We start from the raw sequence: 15,294 nt of genomic DNA, 5'->3' as shown, positions 1-15,294 counted from the left end.
TCGGCTTACGCCAAGCCCCTCTTCGCGCGCTCTTCCTGGATAAAGGCACTGCGTTCGATATTCTTCGACCAGGCGATGCGGCCGCCGACGATCTGCCAGTTGCCCATCTCGAGGATCTCGATCCCCTCAGGAACCCGGGAGACGTTCGCCCCGCCGGGCACGACAAGGACCGCCTTATCGACGCTGATGTTATTTGCGGCAAGCGCCCGGGACTGATCCAGGAGTTCCTCGACGGCCTCCTTCGGGACCGCAGGGGCCATCTTCACGCTCACGACCACCCGCTCAGTCCTGCCGGCGATCCGGCGGGAGAGCACACACTCCGGCTGCACACTGCCGTAGGTGGGATACCATGCAAACTGCCACCCTTCCTGGGGGGAGAACCGCCGGGCGAGGGCCTTCTTGACATCAAGATACGTAGAATCCTTTATGCCACCCATATCAATATCCTCTGCTTTACTGTATGGTCACGGTCGAATATAAGTATTATAGTTCTTCTCTTCCCGGTGTTCCCGCACGCACCCGGGGCGATCGCCGGCGGGTTTTCCCCCTCCCAGGCCGGTGCCGGAACAGCGGGCGCAAAAGCCGAACCGGACGGCGAACCGGAATACCCCGGAGGAACACTTTTATCCTACCACCGGTACTATGCGCCGGGGTTTGTTAGTATGGCAGAGGCAACACAGACAGAGACCGGAGTTGTAGAGGCGTACGAGAGGCTGGCGCGCGAGGTGCTGGATCGGCCCGAGAGTATCCCGAGCGCCATCCACAATCTCCTCCTGAAACTGGCCGAGACGCATCCCGGGGCGGTCTACTGGATCGTCCGGAAGTTTTATCAGGAGTACCTCCGGCTCTATGTCTCGGATACCGGGTACATCGGTATCGCGGACAGATACGAGCCGGACCTGATGTACCCGGGCGATATCAACCTCTATATGGTGCCCGAGAGCCCGCAACCGAGTGATGTGGTCCAGATCACCTTCACCGATAAGAATGAGGTGAGCGTCTATGTCATCCACGGCCGGGTTCTCAGGTGCAACGAGGACCGGTCGATCCAGGTCGAGGATACCAGCACCGGGGAGGACTACCGGGTCGTCGACTGGAACATCCTCGGAAAACTGGTCAAGGTCATCCCGTTCGGGTCCGCCGAGTGGCAGGAGCTCTTTCCGGCGTCCGGCATCCCGAAGGAGTGGCTCGTGACGTCGGTTGAGGAGAACATCCGTTCGCTCCAGGAGTCGGATGTCCGCGGGAAGGACGAGGCGATCTCGGAACTCAAGCGCCGCCTTCAGGAGCTGGTGTAGCAGGCGGAGATTCGCGACGCCCTTTTTGCTGCTGGAGAGGTCCTATGGGGTGAAGGGGGCCCTTCCGGGCCGCCTTCACGACCGGTTTCTTCCCCGCACGAACCTTTTTGAGGGGGAGCGATCTCTCCTCCCCCATGAAACACCTTGTAGTGATCATCCTTGTCCTGCTGCTCATCCCGTCAGGAGCCCAGGCGCTGACCTTCCTCGGCGGGGACCAGCCGCGGATCGAGGCCCCCATCCCCGACGACGTGATAGCGTCGGGCGGGTCCGTGACCGTCAGCGCCCCGGTCGACAGCCTGACGGTCGCCGGGGGCATGGTGACGGTGGACGCGCCGGTCCGGGGCGACGTCATCGCCGCGGGAGGCACCCTGATCATCAACGGCGATGTCGGCGGGAAGGTGCTCGCCGCCGGGGGCGATATCGAGGTGAACGGAAACGCGACAAACGTCCTCATCGCCGGGGGCACGGTCCGGATCGGAAGAGATGCGGTCATCCTGCGGGACGCGGTGATCAGCGCAGGGGATGCCACGAACGAGGGAGTGGTCCTGCGTAACCTCACCGTCTCGGCCGGCACCTTCAATAACACCGGCACGGCCGGGAACGTGACGTTCGAGGAGGCGCAGGAACCGGCGCTGCCGCTGCCCGGCATCTTCTCGGTGCTTGCCGCGATCGGGTTCCTCATCCTCGGCCTCCTCCTCATCAGGTTCCTTCCCGGCCCGTTCTCGGCGGTGGTCCGGGAGGTCGAGAGGAGCCCGATCGTCCTCACGGTTCTCGGGTTTATTGCGATCATCGCAACGGCGATCGTCCTCCTGATCGTCGCCGTCACCGTCATTGGAATCCCCATCGCGCTCGTCGGGGGGCTGCTCTTCATCGTCGCCCTGATGATATCGTCGCTCTTTGTCGCATACGCCCTCGGGGACGCCATCACCTCACGGGCGGGGTGGACACCGGGGCGCATGGGGATATTCGTCCTCGGGTTTGTGATCCTGCAGATCCTCTTCTTCATACCGCTGCTTGGGACGATCGTCCAGATCGTCGCCGTCAGCCTCGGCTACGGCGGGCTGCTCTACGCGCTCAGGGGCGCCTGCCCGTTCCGCGCAGGCGGGGAGGCGGCGTAATCCCTTTTTCAGCCGGGGATCTTTCAGGGCGGGTCGGCGGGGATCCGGCGCCTCCCTCCTGTCCCGGGAGCCGTGGGGTCTTACCGGTGATGGCACCGGGCGGGGGGCTGGCTGTTCTCACTGTAGCAGCTATCGCAACCGGGGAAGGGGACCTATGCGGCCTCTGTCCCGGCCCCGTTCCCCGCCGGGCATTCGACCGGCTCTACCCGGGTCCCCGGCAGGACCACGAGGTTGTACGCGCCGTGGTCCTTGTTGAAGCGGACGAGGACCCCATAGAGCTGGACTATCTCACCGTAAGCGATATCCCGGAGCGCGTCGCGGTTCGGGCCGCGGAGGGTCGCGGGGATCACGGCGTAGACCGGGTCTCCTGGCGTTCCGTCGCAGACCTTGTAGACCTTCGTCCGGTCATCGCCGAGGTTTCCCGACATCAGCGCGGCGACGGCGTTGATCGTTCGATCGACGTGCCGGCGGAGGTGGGAGAAGCGGGCGAACTTCGCCCCTGACGGGACCCGGTAGGCGTGCTGCACCAGTGCATCCTTCCGCAGGAGCGCTGAAGAGTACTTGATATCGACGTTCATGAACCGGTAGCCATCTTTCCCCTCTGCGAGCCGCTCCATCAGCCGGGTCGGCCGGATGTCGCCCTTCTGCTCGAAGGTCCAGCACCGCGCGGGGTTGCAGGCGGTGCCCCAGATGAACGAGCAGGGGCTGTGGATGGTAAGCCCCCGGTCGGCGATCGCGCGGACGGTCTGTCTCATCGCGGTCGCGTTCGCGAGGTCGGCGGGCTCCACGACGACGATCGTCCCGTCAGGTGCGAGCCGTCCGGCAAGAGCGACAACAAGATCGGCACGCTGCTCGATCTCCATGTGACGGAGTTCACCGAGCACGTTCGAGAAGACCATAAGATCAATCCGGTCGGGCAGGGACCTGCCCGTGATCTCCCCGATATCCCCTCTGATGGGTTTTTCTACCCGTACCGTGTTTCCTTGCTCCGCGGCTGCGGCCGGGACGAGGGCGTTGTACGCCTCGATATGCTCCTGTGATCGTTCGACGGCGTAGACCTCCGCCGACCCGCTCCCGATCCTCCCGAGGAGGTCGATGACGGCGAGCGGCACGACCCCCGGCCCGGTGCCGAGATCGAGGATGCGCATGTTGGGTTTTGCGAGCCCCTGGTTGATGACCTGCCAGAAGATGTGCTCGAACTGCACCAGGTAGACGGGCGCGTGGTAGGCGAGGTAGCCGAGGACCTGGTAGGCCTTCCGGTAACTCACCCGCTGTTCCTTCCAGTACCTGCTCTTCTGGACAAGGATGGCGTTCGCCATCCGGTCGAGGACGGCAGGGTCGTCCCACGGCTTCCCCGTCTTCCTTACTATGTAGGACTCGACCAGCCGCTGGATGTAGCCGGGCACTTCAGGGTTCCGGAAGAACGCGAGCTGGCGCTCGCGCCCGGCATCATCGACCGTGAGGCACCCGGCTCCCCGGCGGATGATCACGTAGTCGTCGCCGGAAGGCCTGAGGGTGAGGCCGAGGGTATCGAGGTGCGGGCGGATCTCCCCGGCGAGGTGTTCGGGTGACTGCCCGGTTCCGAGGTCTTTTTGCAGTTCAGAGAGCCGGAACTCCGGCTTTGCGCCCGCCCGGCGTTCCAGCGCTGCAACGATATCCCGCTCGCTCATGCCGTATCAGGTCGGCAGGGTGGGTAATACAGGTTGCGGACGGCGGGCCGGGAAAGCCCCGGCGGGCTCCCTCATCAGGGTGTGCTGCGACTCCGCTCTCCCGCCTCCCGCCCAAGCCGGAAGGCCGCGGCGTTGATCTCGACGGTCTTTCTCGGGACGCACCGCCGCACTGCCTCTTCGAGGGTCTCGGGCCGGAGCGGAATGTCCCGGGACGCGGCCCCGAGCATGACGATGTTCTGCGAGAGGATGCTCCCCGCTTCCTCCGCGAGGCCTGCCGCGTCGATGCGAGCAACGTCGAGATCGGCAAGCGCGGCAAGGATGCTCTCTTCGTCGGGCACATTCAGGTTCTGCTGGTAGACCGACGTGGGGACGACGAGGTGCCGGTTCACCACGAGCCTTCCTTTGGCCGGGAGATAGTGGCGGTAGCGGAGGGCCTCGAGGAGGTCGAAGGCGATCAGGAGGTCGGCCGTCCCCGGCACGACCAGGGGCCCGAACTTCCCGTCGATGCGGATATGGCTCTCCACCGACCCCCCGCGCTGCGCCATGCCGTGGGTCTCGGCGCTCCGGACGGTCCGGTTCTCGATGATGCACGCCTCCCCGAGGACGTTCGAGGCGAGGACAGTTCCCTGGCCGCCGATCCCGACGATCAGGATATCAAACGAGGGTTTCATTGCCGTCCCTCCATGCCGATCGCACCCGATGGGCATATGTCCGCGCAGACGCCGCACCCGGCGCAGAGGTCGGTGATCGTCGCGTTCTTCGCGGAAAATGCGATCGCCGGACAGCCGAACGACCGACAGGCGCCGCAGCCGGTGCACCGCTCCGGGTCGACCGCGTAGGCCTTGCGCCGGATCCCGCTCCTCCGCGCGGTGATGACGCAGGGCTGCTTTGCGATAATGACGCGGACACCCTTGCGCTCCTTTGCCCGGCGGAAGGTGTCGAGGAGCACCGGCAGGTCGTAGGGGTCGACGGTCTCGACCCAGGAGACCCCGCACGACCGGCAGATCGCCTCAAGCGATATGGGGGTGCTCTCCTCCCCGGTTGCGGTCACTCCGGTGTTGGGGTTCGGCTGATGGCCGGTCATGGCGGTGATCCGGTTGTCGAGGATGACAACGACCATATCAGCGCCGTTGTAGACGGCGTTTAAGAGCCCCGGTATCCCGGTATGGAGGAACGTCGAGTCGCCGATGGTGCAGATCACCGGGTGCACCTCCCCTGACCGTGCGATGCCGCTCCCGACGGTGATCGAGGCGCCCATGCAGATGGTGGTATCCACCGCCCCGAGCTGGAGGCCGAGGGTGTAGCACCCGATGTCGCTTGGGAAGATGCCGTCGCGGAAGACCTTGCGCATCGCGTAGAACGTCGGCCGGTGCATGCACCCGGCGCAGAGGATCGGCGGTCGGGGCGGCACCCCACCGACCGGTGCGGCCGCCGGGAAGGCCGCCGTGGGGGCGATGCCCGCCTCAAGCATGGCGGCGGCGACGGTTGCCGGGGTGAACTCTCCCTCGTACGGCACCGTGCCGGTCATCTTCCCGAAGACCTCCGTCTTCGTCGCCGCCTGGCGGACTGCCTCCTCGACGACCGGAGCGAGCTCCTCGACGACGAGGACCTTCTCGTGCCGGTCGACGAAGGCCGCCAGCCACTCCTCGTCGATGGGGTAGGCCCCGATTACTGCGAGCGAGACGTCGTCGGGGATCACTTCCCGGACGTAGGCGGCCGCGACGCCGCTCGTGACGACGGCGATCCGGCCCCGGATGGTGTGGCGGTTGTAGCCGAGTTCGACGAGCCTCTGTTTGAGCGCCTGCTGCTTCTCGTTCAGTTTCTTGTGGAGCACCCGTGTGTGCGCGGGGATGACCACGTACTGCCGGGGATCGCGGCAAAAGACAGCGGTCCGGTGTCCGGTGCCGACCTCTCCGATCTCGACGTCACTCTTTGAGTGACAGATCCGGGTGGTGGGCCGGAAGATCACCGGAAGACCGAACTCCTCGGAGAGGGCGAAGGCGTCCCGCATCATATCGTGCGCCTCCTGGACCGATGCCGGGTCGAGGCAGGGGAGCCGGGCAAAGTGCGCGTAGCGCCGGGTGTCCTGCTCGTTCTGGGAACTGTGCGCAAAGGGGTCGTCTGCGGAGAGGATGACAAACCCGCCGGTCACCCCGGTGTATGCGCTCGTCATCAGGGGATCGGCCGCCACGTTCAGCCCGACGTGCTTCATGGTGCAGAGTGCCCGGAGGCCGCACCATGCAGCGGCGAGCGCGTTCTCGAAGGCGACCTTCTCGTTTGTGGACCACTCCACGGTGAAGGGACGCTCCTCCTGCGCCCGGAGGATGTCGATCACCTCTGAGGACGGCGTTCCCGGGTAGCCGCTGGCAAAATCGATGTTTGCCTCAAGGCTTGCGTGGGCGATGCCTTCATTCCCGAGTAAGTATCGTACAGCCATTGTTCAACTCAACTGTACTTCTATTATCGGTTTTCAACATAGCGCTTTGGATATAAGCCAAAACAATTAAGTGCTATGATAGCGGATATTGTAAGGTAGTCCTATTGGGCCCGTAGCATAGCCGGTGGTGCACCCGGCTGATAACCGGGAGGTCATGCGTTCGAATCGCATCGGGCCCATCGTTCTTTTCATTAAAGCACGCTGTATCCCGTTGTATCTCATCGCTGCCGCTCTTCATGCCGCTTTTCGTTGTAACTCCGGTTTTACGTCGGGTTCTCAAAAAAGAATGGTGAAGCGTGAGCGCACCTGTTTGGCCCGGTGGACCGTTGTATCCGACATCTCATGTGCACCGTTGCCGCTCACCTTGCCGTGAAGAGCACGAAGGGGTGGTGTGAACGGTCGGGTGCCGCGGTTCACTCCTGCACCGCCCCTCACCACGCGGTACCCTCACCGGAAGAGAGTGCTGCCCGGAGTTCGCACTCCACGGAAGGCCGTGCCAGGGGGGCACTCCCGGACACGGCTCATCCCGCGGGCGGGGCGGGGTCGACGAGAAGTAAGGAATTTAGGGGTTGGAGACAGGGGGGATGATTCCCCTCCCCGTCGGCCCTCCCCAATGAGGATATCCGCCACGGTCCACTGCAAGGCGAGACCCCGGAGAGGAACCGGATCCAGGCTTGCTCTCCCCTGCCCCTCCGGGAAACCGGCGCGAGGGGCGCTTCCGGGCACGGATTCCCACCGGATATCGCAAGCACTGCCCCTGCCCCCGGGAGGGGGCGGGGAGGAGCGCGCAGCGCGGGAGGGGTGGGGGTTGCCAAAGGATGGGTGTGAGTATCCCTCCAGGAGACCGGCGGGCAAAGGCCGGGAGGGGTGGGGAACATCGGAGGCCCCTCCCCGGTCCCCCCCGTAGGCGTATCTGCACGGTCCACTGCCAGATCCCGGAGAAGACCCGGATCCGTGGCGACAGCCGCCACGGTCCGCTCCATGGGAAAAATCCGGATCCGGTACCTTTCCCCATCAGGGCGCGGGCACCGGGCAGCATCCGGGAATACAGAACCAACACGGGGTTGCCGGAGAGGAATGTATGGCCCACCCCGGGGATGCCGGAGAGCGACGTATGAGTATCCCCCTGCAGGGAGGCCGGGAGGGTATTGCCCCCAGGACGGCGTATCGTCCTGCAGAGCCTCTCTTTGTACACCGCATCCATTTTATCGTGCTCCCGGCATAACCTGCCTGGAAACGAAGATAGAGGTGTCTGACGCCCACCGCCGGCATAAGCGCCCGGTGTGCACCGCGGCGGGATGCCCGCGAGACGCCGAACCCCTCTAGAGAAAGGCTTCACCGCCGGGACGGACCCACGGACCCAGGAAGGGGGTCTCTCGGACCCCCGGTAAAGAGAAGAGAAAGCAGCCGGGTTACGCGGACTTGACCGCGAGCTCGACATCTTCAGCCTTGATCGTCTTGCGTCCCGCGTGCTGGGCAAGCCTGTTGGCTTCCTTGGTCAGCTCGGCGATATACGCCTCAGCCTTCACGACAAGTGCAGCAGCAGCATCGCTGCCGACCCTCTCAGCACCATTCTTCTTTGCGATCCGAACAACCGCAGCAATAGGTAGATCTGCCATAATCAAATTTCACCTCTAAAAAGAGGTGTATGAGTTAATATTTAAACATTTCGGGATTATTTCGAAAATTTGCGTTTCTCTTTCCTATCGGCGATGCTTATGGGCAGGGCATCCCGATACCCGGCATAAAATTGTGGCGATTGAAAAAGCGTTGGAAATTGGTTATTTCCTGAAGAGGAGGCGTCATTCAGGATTTCCGGGATTCCGCTAACGATTTCGCGAGCAATATAGCATTCGTATAATCTGGTGAGGCGCGCGACGTATCCACGAAAATTTTATCGATATTTACCACCGGGGCACCATGTCCGACCCCGGATCCAAGGAACGTGAGTGTACGAAAGATCAGGTTACCCGAGATCCCGTCGGGAGCGACGACCATCCCGTATCGCCTCACCGCCTCCTCGATCAGGATCTCGGTATGCTCTGCCCCGGTCAGGCGGGCGACAAGCTCGGCGTCCGCCATCGTCCGGTCGACGGCCGGGTGCCGCCCGAGGTCCCCAAGCCTCCCGCCCGAGAGGACAGCAACCCCCCCGGCAAGCCCGAAACTCCTGGCGATCTGGCGACCGCGTTCGACGAACCGGACCTTCTCAGCGACCGTCCAGCCCTCATCGACCCCGACCGGGGCGAGGAGAAAGAGGTGCCCGTCGGCGGTCTCGAGGAGAGCGATCCGCTCCAGGTGGTCGACACCTGCAGCCCCCTTGAGGGCCGCGAGCGTGGAAGATGCCGGCAGGGTGCCCCTGACGGCGGCGTCGATCTCGCCGGCGGCGAGAGCCTGGATGAGAGCGATCTGCGGTTGCTCCGCCTCAACGACCCTAACCCCTTCTCCAAACGAGCCGGCAGTTCCCGGGCAGGAAAAAAGAGTGAGATCAACCTCCCGGCCGACCGCCCGGACGGTCGCAAGGATCCTCTCGTCAGGGGATGCCGCACCAAGTCCGACCGCTACCGGCGGCATACATCCCCTTCAGTGAAGATCTGCATGATGCCGTCCTGGTCCAGGTCAAAGACCTGCGTCTCCCGTCCCAGGTACCTGACGGTCAGCCTCCGGCTCCCGTTCACCTCCCCGATAGGAGCCGCGGTGATGCCGACACCGGCAAACCGGCGGCAGACCTCCTCCACGTTCTCCTCCTTCACGGTCAGGATGAACCCCATGCCGGGATACATGCGTACCCACTGCTCGAAGGAGAGGTCAAGGGCGGAGAGATCCGGCCGGGGTATCGCCTCAAGGTCGACCACCGCGCCCTTCTCGCTCACCTCAAGGAGCATCCCGAGCGTCCCGATGACACCCGGGTTGCTGATGTCCTTGCCGGCCGTCACCAGGCGCTCTTTCCCGAGTTCCTCCATCACCCGGATCTGGGCCCGCACCACCTCCGCCGGTTTCATCGTGACGGAGTCCCAGTTGAAACAGCACGACGGGTGAACCCGGCCGTCGAGATCGATCGCCGCGACCACCCGGTCACCCTCCTCTGCCGTATCCGAGAAGATGATCTGGTCCATCCGAGCCGTCCCGAGGATCGCCACATCCACGACGCTGTACGGCGTCTCAGGGTGCAGGTGCCCGCCCACGATCGGGACGCCGAACTGAGCGGATGCGGCAACCATGCCCCGGGTCACGTCGTCGCGGATCGTGTCGTTCGTGACGGAGAGGATATCGACCATCGCAACGGGCTTCCCCCCCATAGCGGCGATATCGTGAACGTTCACGAGCACCGCACAGTACCCTGCCCAGAACGGATCCGCCTCCATGAGCTTGCTCCAGATACCGTCTGCCGCAAGCAACAGCGCATCCTCTCCGTTATGCCGGATGACCGCGGCGTCTTCGCCGAACGAGGCGACGACATCGGGGCTCTCGATCCGGAGGGACCGGACCATATCCCCGATTGCCCGCTTCCGGGTAACGCCTTCATATTCCCTGACGGCCTGTGCTACCGTATCTGTGGAGCAATCTTTCACCACAAGAACACCAACACTCCACTTTTCTTTATGGTATTCTGCCTCATCAGAGATAATGTATTTGATTCACCAGTAATATGCACTCTGCTCCAGGAACCGATAGCCGGCAGCACAGCACACCCGGTCTGGATCAGGGAGAGGCCTCCCGCAGGTATTCTGCCATGAAACGGCAGCCCCCCGCCGCGTCATCCCGGAACGATATGCCCTTCTCCGGGGTTGTATTTTTGATGCACCGCGTCGTATAGATCTTTATGGACTGGGCGGAGAAGTACAGGCCGCAGCATCTTCAGGACGTTGTGGGGAACGCCGGCGCCGTCAGGCAGATGTACGAGTGGGCGCGGGACTGGTCGCGGCAGAAGAAACCGCTCGTCCTGTACGGGAAACCCGGTATCGGCAAGACCTCAAGCGCGTACGCCCTTGCAAACGACATGAACTGGGAGGTGGTGGAACTGAACGCCTCCGACCAGCGGACGAAACCGGCCCTCGAGCGGGTGGCGGGTTCCGGGTCGACCACGGCCACCCTTTCCGGCGCGAGCCAAAAACTCATCCTGCTCGACGAGGCCGACAACCTGCACGGGCAGGCTGACCGGGGCGGGGCGAAGGCGATCGTGGAGATCATCGCGGCGTCAAGGCAGCCCATCATCCTGATAGCAAACGACTACTACTCCCTCTCGCGAGACCTCAAAGCGGCCACGGAGCCGGTGCAGTTCCGGGCGCTCCAGGCCCGCTCGATCGTCCCCCGTCTTCGCCACATCTGTGCCGCAGAGGGCGTGGCGTGCGACCCCGCCGCACTCGACGATATCGCCGAACGCGCCGGCGGCGATATGCGGGCGGCGGTGAACATGCTCTACGCCGCGGCTATCGGGAAGGAGCGCCTCGCGGCGGGCGACGTCCACACCTCCGCAAAGGACGAGCGGTCCACCATCTTCGAGCTCGTCGGTGGGGTCTTTAAGGGGCGGGGAGACGCCGACCTGCTCCGCATGGCGGTGGAGGTCGAAGATACCCCCGACACCATCGAGCAGTGGCTCGAAGGAAATATCGATTATATCCCCGATCTCGCCTCCCGCGCGAAGGGCTATGCCTGCCTTGCAAGGGCGGACGAGTATATCGGCCGGACGTTCCGGCGGCAGTACTACACCCTCTGGCGATACGCAAGCGCGGTGATGCTCCTTGGCGTCGCCGATGCCGCCGGCGGGCGCGGCGTCCGCGGCCGCATCATGCCCCCTTCGCGCTGGCAGAAGATGGGGGCATCAAAGAAGCAGAAGACGGTCCGGGCGGGCCTGACGCGGAAGCTCAGCGAGATGACGCATATCCCGGAGGATGCCCTCCGCGAAGACTTCTTCACCGTGATCGGCATCCTCGTTGAGCAGGACCCGAAAGGCTACGTCCGCGAGTTCGGACTCGACGCCGACGAACTGAACCTCTTCATCCATGATAAGGCCCGTGCCGCAAAGATCGTCAAAGACGTGGCAAAAGAAGGGAAGGCAAAAGAGAAGAAGGTGTCCGGGAAAGAGAAGGCGTCCGACAGGAAAACCCAGAACGACGATCCTCCCGAAGAGACGCGCCGGGACCTCCCGCAGGGCCAGGCGACGCTCTTTTAAGGGCAGCGGCGGTGGTAGCGGTGGAGGAGGACCGGGCCGCAGTCCACGACATCGCCGCCGTCCTCGTAGATCTCGCACCCCAGGTGGTAGACCAGGAGGTCGCAGTTGGTCCGGGAAGCAAGCGCGATCAGCGGCGGGACCATCTCCACGCCGGGGCGCACGGCGTAGATCAGGTCCGCGCCCGCGTATAGCCTGTGGTCGGGCTCGAAGATATCGTCGGTCACCACGGTGAGTCCGTCGTGGCGGATGCCGGGCCTGATGTCGGTGCAGAGCATAAGGCCGCCGGCGGCCGCGATCACGCGTGCGGCGTCGGGGTTGTTGCCGATGCCCACTTCCACGGCGCGCCGGTAGCGGCCGGCGATATACTCCCCGATACCCCGTTCAATACGTTTATAGTGACGCATTACCCAGAGATTAGACAATGGGCATCAATATTCTTTGGGACCGGCAGGCTCCGGAAGGCATCGAGCTCCCGGTCGCCCGGATGATCGAGATGATCCTCGGGAGGGAGGCCGGGTTCGTCGAGTACCCGCTCCTCATCGACGGCTACGACAGGAACCGCAACCAGCACGATGCTCAAAAGATCCTGGACCGCCTGCAGGACACCCTCACTCGCAGGTACGAGGTTGCCGGCCCCCTGCTCCTCGTCACCTCCCGCGACCTCTACGTCAACGGGTGCGACTTCGTCTTCGGTCTCGCGAGGCCGGCAAGCGGCGTCGCCGTCGTCTCGACCGCCCGCCTCGGGAACAGCTACTACGGCAGGACGCCGGACGATGCCGACCTGATCGACCGGACCGCAAAAGAGGGAGCGCACGAGGTCGGGCACCTCCTCGGGCTCGGGCACTGCGAAAACCCCGAGTGCGTCATGTTCCGGCCGCGGACGCTGGACGAACTGGACCGGAAGAAGAAGATGCTCTGTCCGGCCTGCAGGGAAGCAGCGGGTTCCGGGCGGGAGGGGTGAGGGCAACCTCCCGGCCTGGAGTCGGCAACTCCTGCCGGGGACGCCTCATGGTGTTCCGGGAGAGAGCCCGGCAGGGCCGGACGGGCAAAGTATTAAACGAAAGTTCCGGAAAACGTAAAGGTGAATTACAATGGGATACTCTTCTTCCTTGATCCAGCGAAAGTTCAAAGACATCGTCGGGCGGCGCTACGAGGCGGTCCTCAAGGATTACAGCGAGTTTCTGCTGACCGACGAGGAGATGCTCGTCCCGGAAGTCCGGTCGATCCTGATCCCGCTCGACCTCTTCGTCCATGATATCACCGACGAGGCGATCGAGGTGCTCTCCGCCTATAACGCCACCATAACGCTTGCCTACATCACCGACGCTGGAGTGATCGAACTCCTCGAGCAGGCGCTCAACCATGCATCGACGGAAGAGTTCCGGGCAAAGAAGGAAGAGTACGGTCGGGAACTTCTCGACCGGACCACGGCAAAGCTCAAAGGCCATGGTTTCCCGGTCCAGACGCGGATGTTTATCGGGCATAAAGGCGACGACGTCGTCCGGATGGCGAAGAACCACGACATGGTCGCGCTCTGCCGGCGTTATGCCGACGGCGAGTCGACCGACGTCTCGGTCAGCCCGATCGTCCTGCGCATCTGCCAGCGGGTGGAGACCCCGGCGCTCATCTACTGACGGGTGCATCAATGGATACTGTTGCGCTGATCGCCGTAGCGGTCTTTCTCTTCACCTACGCACTCATCATCGACGAGCGGATCCACCGGGCGGTCGCCGCCATGCTCGGGGCGGCGATCGTCGTCTTCCTCGGGGTCGTCCCCTGGGAGGCGCTCCTGGAACACGTCGACTTCGGGACGATCTTCCTGCTCCTCGGGATGATGATCATCGTCAATACCGCCCGGGGGAGCGGCCTCTTCGAGTTTATCGCGATAAGGACGGCAAAACTCGCGAACGGGAGCCCGATCCGGGTCCTCGTCCTCTTTGCGCTCGTGACCGCAGTGGTGAGCGCGTTCCTCGATAATGTCACCACCGTCCTCCTTCTCACCCCGATGCTCCTCTACGTCGCGAGGGTGATGAAACTCAACCCCGTCCCCTTTCTGGTCACGGAGATCTTTGCCTCGAACATCGGCGGGGCGGCGACGCTCATCGGCGACCCCCCAAACATCATGATCGCCTCCTCTGCCGGGCTGACGTTCAACGAGTTCCTGATCCATCTTGCCCCCATCATGGTCGTCGATATGGCGATCCTCCTCCTGATGATGTACCTCATCTACGGCCGGTCGATGAAAGTGAACGCCGATGAGCGCAGGGAGATGGTCCGGACGCTCAATAATCTGGACGAACGGGCGGCAATCACAGATCGGGCGCTCTTCCGGAAGTCGGTGACTGTCATTGCGTTTGTGGTCCTCCTCTTCTTTATCCACGATCGCATCGGTGAGATCCTGCATATCTTCCTGCCGTTCGTCGACCCGGCGATGGGGCTTGAGCCTGCGGAGGTGGCCCTCATCGGGGCGGCGATCCTCCTCTTCTGGAGCCGGCAGTCCCCTGAGGAGATCTTTGAGAAGATCGAGTGGCCGGCCCTCTTCTTCTTCGGCGGCCTCTTCGTCATCGTCGGCGCCCTTGTCGAGACCGGCGTCATCGCGAGCATCGCCGCGGTCATGGTCGAGAACGTCGGGTCGACTGGCGAAGCGATGTTCATCGTGACCTGGTTTGCCGCGATCGCCTCGGCGATCGTTGACAACATTCCCCTGACCGCGGCGATGATCCCGCTCATCCACGACCTCGGGGCGACGATGGATGTCTACCCGCTCTGGTGGTCGCTTGCCCTCGGCGCCTGCCTCGGCGGGAACGGTACCGCCATCGGGGCATCGGCAAACGTCGTCGTTATCGGTATCGCCGAGCGCGAGGGGATCGGCATCACCTTCATCGATTTCCTGAAAGTGGGGATGCTGGTGCTCTTCGTGACGGTGGGGGTAGGGTTTGGGATGCTCTGGCTGACATTTGGGATGTGAACGACATGAAGATTCTCGTGCTGATCGATGGTTCGAAGTGGAGTCAGAAAGCGGCTCTCCACGCAAGTGAGGTGGCGAAGCGGAAGAATGCCGAGGTGGTCCTCTTCTCGGTGCTGGACATTGCGGAGGCCAAAGCGATGGCGTTCAACTTCTGTGCCCAGAGTGGCATCTGCGACAGGCTGAGAGATTATGAGAGCCGGATCTGGGCGGATATGCACAAGAGCACCGAGGATGACCTCGCCGGCATCCTCTCCCGCTATACGGGGGAGAAGGTCCGATGCTCGTCGAAGATCGTCGAGGGTCGCGTCAGGGACGAGGTCGTCAGAGAGGCGAACTCCGGCGAATACGGGCTGGTCGTCATGGGGGCTTTCGGCAAGAGCGGGAAGACCCGGATCGGCGCCCTGCTCGAAGACATCGGTGGTGCAATCAGGTCGCCGCTGCTCGTCGTCCGTTAGACCTCTTTTTTGGCCCGGTCACCCCGCACGAAGGGTGACGGTATGAGGCCGCCGGATCCACGGGGTTCGGGTTCTTCGCGAAGGCGGTCGGGCAGGGGATGCAGGAGAGGAACGTAAGGGTACCTACCTCCGGGGAGGGGGGCGAGCTCCCTCCCCGGTCCCCATTCCCCGTGGCAATAGC

At 63.5% G+C, this 15,294-nt stretch carries 15 protein-coding genes and 1 tRNA gene; 8 read left to right on the top strand and 8 right to left on the bottom strand.

Features of this window, described 5'->3' with window-relative positions; genetic code table 11:
- Positions 1-5: 5 nt before the first annotated feature.
- The gene (locus QZ408_RS10115; protein ID WP_292491298.1) at positions 6-437 is read right to left on the bottom strand and encodes a hypothetical protein; all 432 of its coding nucleotides are present in this window, start codon (positions 435-437) and stop codon (positions 6-8) included.
- Between the two features lie 225 nt (positions 438-662).
- Here QZ408_RS10115 and QZ408_RS10110 point away from each other — a divergent pair, with 225 nt between their 5' ends.
- Complete coding sequence (locus QZ408_RS10110) at positions 663-1,295, top strand: hypothetical protein (protein WP_292491297.1); 633 nt, start codon at positions 663-665, stop codon at positions 1,293-1,295.
- Between the two features lie 134 nt (positions 1,296-1,429).
- On the top strand, positions 1,430-2,413 hold the full coding sequence (locus QZ408_RS10105; protein WP_292491296.1) for a hypothetical protein: 984 nt from the start codon (positions 1,430-1,432) through the stop codon (positions 2,411-2,413).
- A gap of 152 nt (positions 2,414-2,565) precedes the next feature.
- On the opposite strand, the gene QZ408_RS10100 is transcribed toward QZ408_RS10105, so the two are convergent.
- The 3 genes from QZ408_RS10100 to iorA form a co-directional block, all read right to left on the bottom strand.
- Entirely contained in the window at positions 2,566-4,083 is a 1,518-nt protein-coding gene (locus QZ408_RS10100) for a methyltransferase domain-containing protein (RefSeq protein WP_292491294.1), read from the bottom strand.
- Positions 4,084-4,157: 74 nt separating this feature from the next.
- On the bottom strand, positions 4,158-4,754 hold the full coding sequence (locus tag QZ408_RS10095; RefSeq protein ID WP_292491293.1) for an indolepyruvate oxidoreductase subunit beta: 597 nt from the start codon (positions 4,752-4,754) through the stop codon (positions 4,158-4,160).
- Positions 4,751-6,520: an indolepyruvate ferredoxin oxidoreductase subunit alpha gene (iorA, locus tag QZ408_RS10090; RefSeq protein ID WP_292491292.1), complete on the bottom strand. Its 1,770-nt coding sequence runs from the start codon at positions 6,518-6,520 to the stop codon at positions 4,751-4,753. The genes QZ408_RS10095 and iorA overlap by 4 nt, the downstream gene beginning before the upstream one ends.
- 106 nt (positions 6,521-6,626) lie before the next feature.
- Between iorA and QZ408_RS10085 the strand changes: the two genes are divergently transcribed.
- Positions 6,627-6,699, top strand: a tRNA-Ile gene (locus QZ408_RS10085).
- A gap of 1,233 nt (positions 6,700-7,932) precedes the next feature.
- Here QZ408_RS10085 and QZ408_RS10080 read toward each other — a convergent pair.
- From QZ408_RS10080 to QZ408_RS10070, 3 genes are all read right to left on the bottom strand, one after another.
- The gene (locus QZ408_RS10080; protein WP_292491290.1) at positions 7,933-8,139 is read right to left on the bottom strand and encodes a histone family protein; all 207 of its coding nucleotides are present in this window, start codon (positions 8,137-8,139) and stop codon (positions 7,933-7,935) included.
- A 187-nt stretch (positions 8,140-8,326) separates the two neighbouring features.
- Positions 8,327-9,091, bottom strand: a complete 765-nt coding sequence (gene mtxX / locus QZ408_RS10075; protein WP_292491288.1) for a methanogenesis marker protein Mmp4/MtxX — start codon at positions 9,089-9,091, stop codon at positions 8,327-8,329.
- The gene (locus tag QZ408_RS10070) at positions 9,079-10,092 is read right to left on the bottom strand and encodes a methanogenesis marker 2 protein (protein ID WP_292491287.1); all 1,014 of its coding nucleotides are present in this window, start codon (positions 10,090-10,092) and stop codon (positions 9,079-9,081) included. Before QZ408_RS10070 ends, mtxX begins: the two co-directional genes overlap by 13 nt.
- Positions 10,093-10,340: 248 nt before the next feature.
- Here QZ408_RS10070 and QZ408_RS10065 point away from each other — a divergent pair, with 248 nt between their 5' ends.
- A complete protein-coding gene (locus QZ408_RS10065) occupies positions 10,341-11,690 on the top strand; it encodes a replication factor C large subunit (protein WP_292491285.1) in 1,350 nt (449 codons plus the stop codon).
- Here QZ408_RS10065 and QZ408_RS10060 read toward each other — a convergent pair.
- The gene (locus tag QZ408_RS10060; RefSeq protein ID WP_292491283.1) at positions 11,687-12,094 is read right to left on the bottom strand and encodes a UPF0146 family protein; all 408 of its coding nucleotides are present in this window, start codon (positions 12,092-12,094) and stop codon (positions 11,687-11,689) included. The genes QZ408_RS10065 and QZ408_RS10060 overlap by 4 nt on opposite strands.
- A 17-nt stretch (positions 12,095-12,111) precedes the next feature.
- Here QZ408_RS10060 and QZ408_RS10055 point away from each other — a divergent pair, with 17 nt between their 5' ends.
- From QZ408_RS10055 to QZ408_RS10040, 4 genes are all read left to right on the top strand, one after another.
- Positions 12,112-12,651, top strand: a complete 540-nt coding sequence (locus QZ408_RS10055; protein ID WP_292491281.1) for an archaemetzincin family Zn-dependent metalloprotease — start codon at positions 12,112-12,114, stop codon at positions 12,649-12,651.
- A gap of 130 nt (positions 12,652-12,781) precedes the next feature.
- Positions 12,782-13,324: a universal stress protein gene (locus tag QZ408_RS10050; RefSeq protein ID WP_292491279.1), complete on the top strand. Its 543-nt coding sequence runs from the start codon at positions 12,782-12,784 to the stop codon at positions 13,322-13,324.
- 11 nt (positions 13,325-13,335) lie between these two features.
- Positions 13,336-14,658 (top strand): ArsB/NhaD family transporter, encoded by a 1,323-nt coding sequence (locus QZ408_RS10045; RefSeq protein WP_292491278.1) that lies wholly within the window; start codon positions 13,336-13,338, stop codon positions 14,656-14,658.
- A gap of 5 nt (positions 14,659-14,663) precedes the next feature.
- Positions 14,664-15,113, top strand: a complete 450-nt coding sequence (locus tag QZ408_RS10040; protein ID WP_292491276.1) for a universal stress protein — start codon at positions 14,664-14,666, stop codon at positions 15,111-15,113.
- The last annotated feature ends 181 nt before the right edge of the window (positions 15,114-15,294 follow it).

Source organism: Methanoculleus sp. 10 (genome assembly GCF_913757945.1).
Lineage (GTDB): Archaea > Halobacteriota > Methanomicrobia > Methanomicrobiales > Methanoculleaceae > Methanoculleus.
This window is presented reverse-complemented; position numbering and strand designations above follow the sequence as displayed.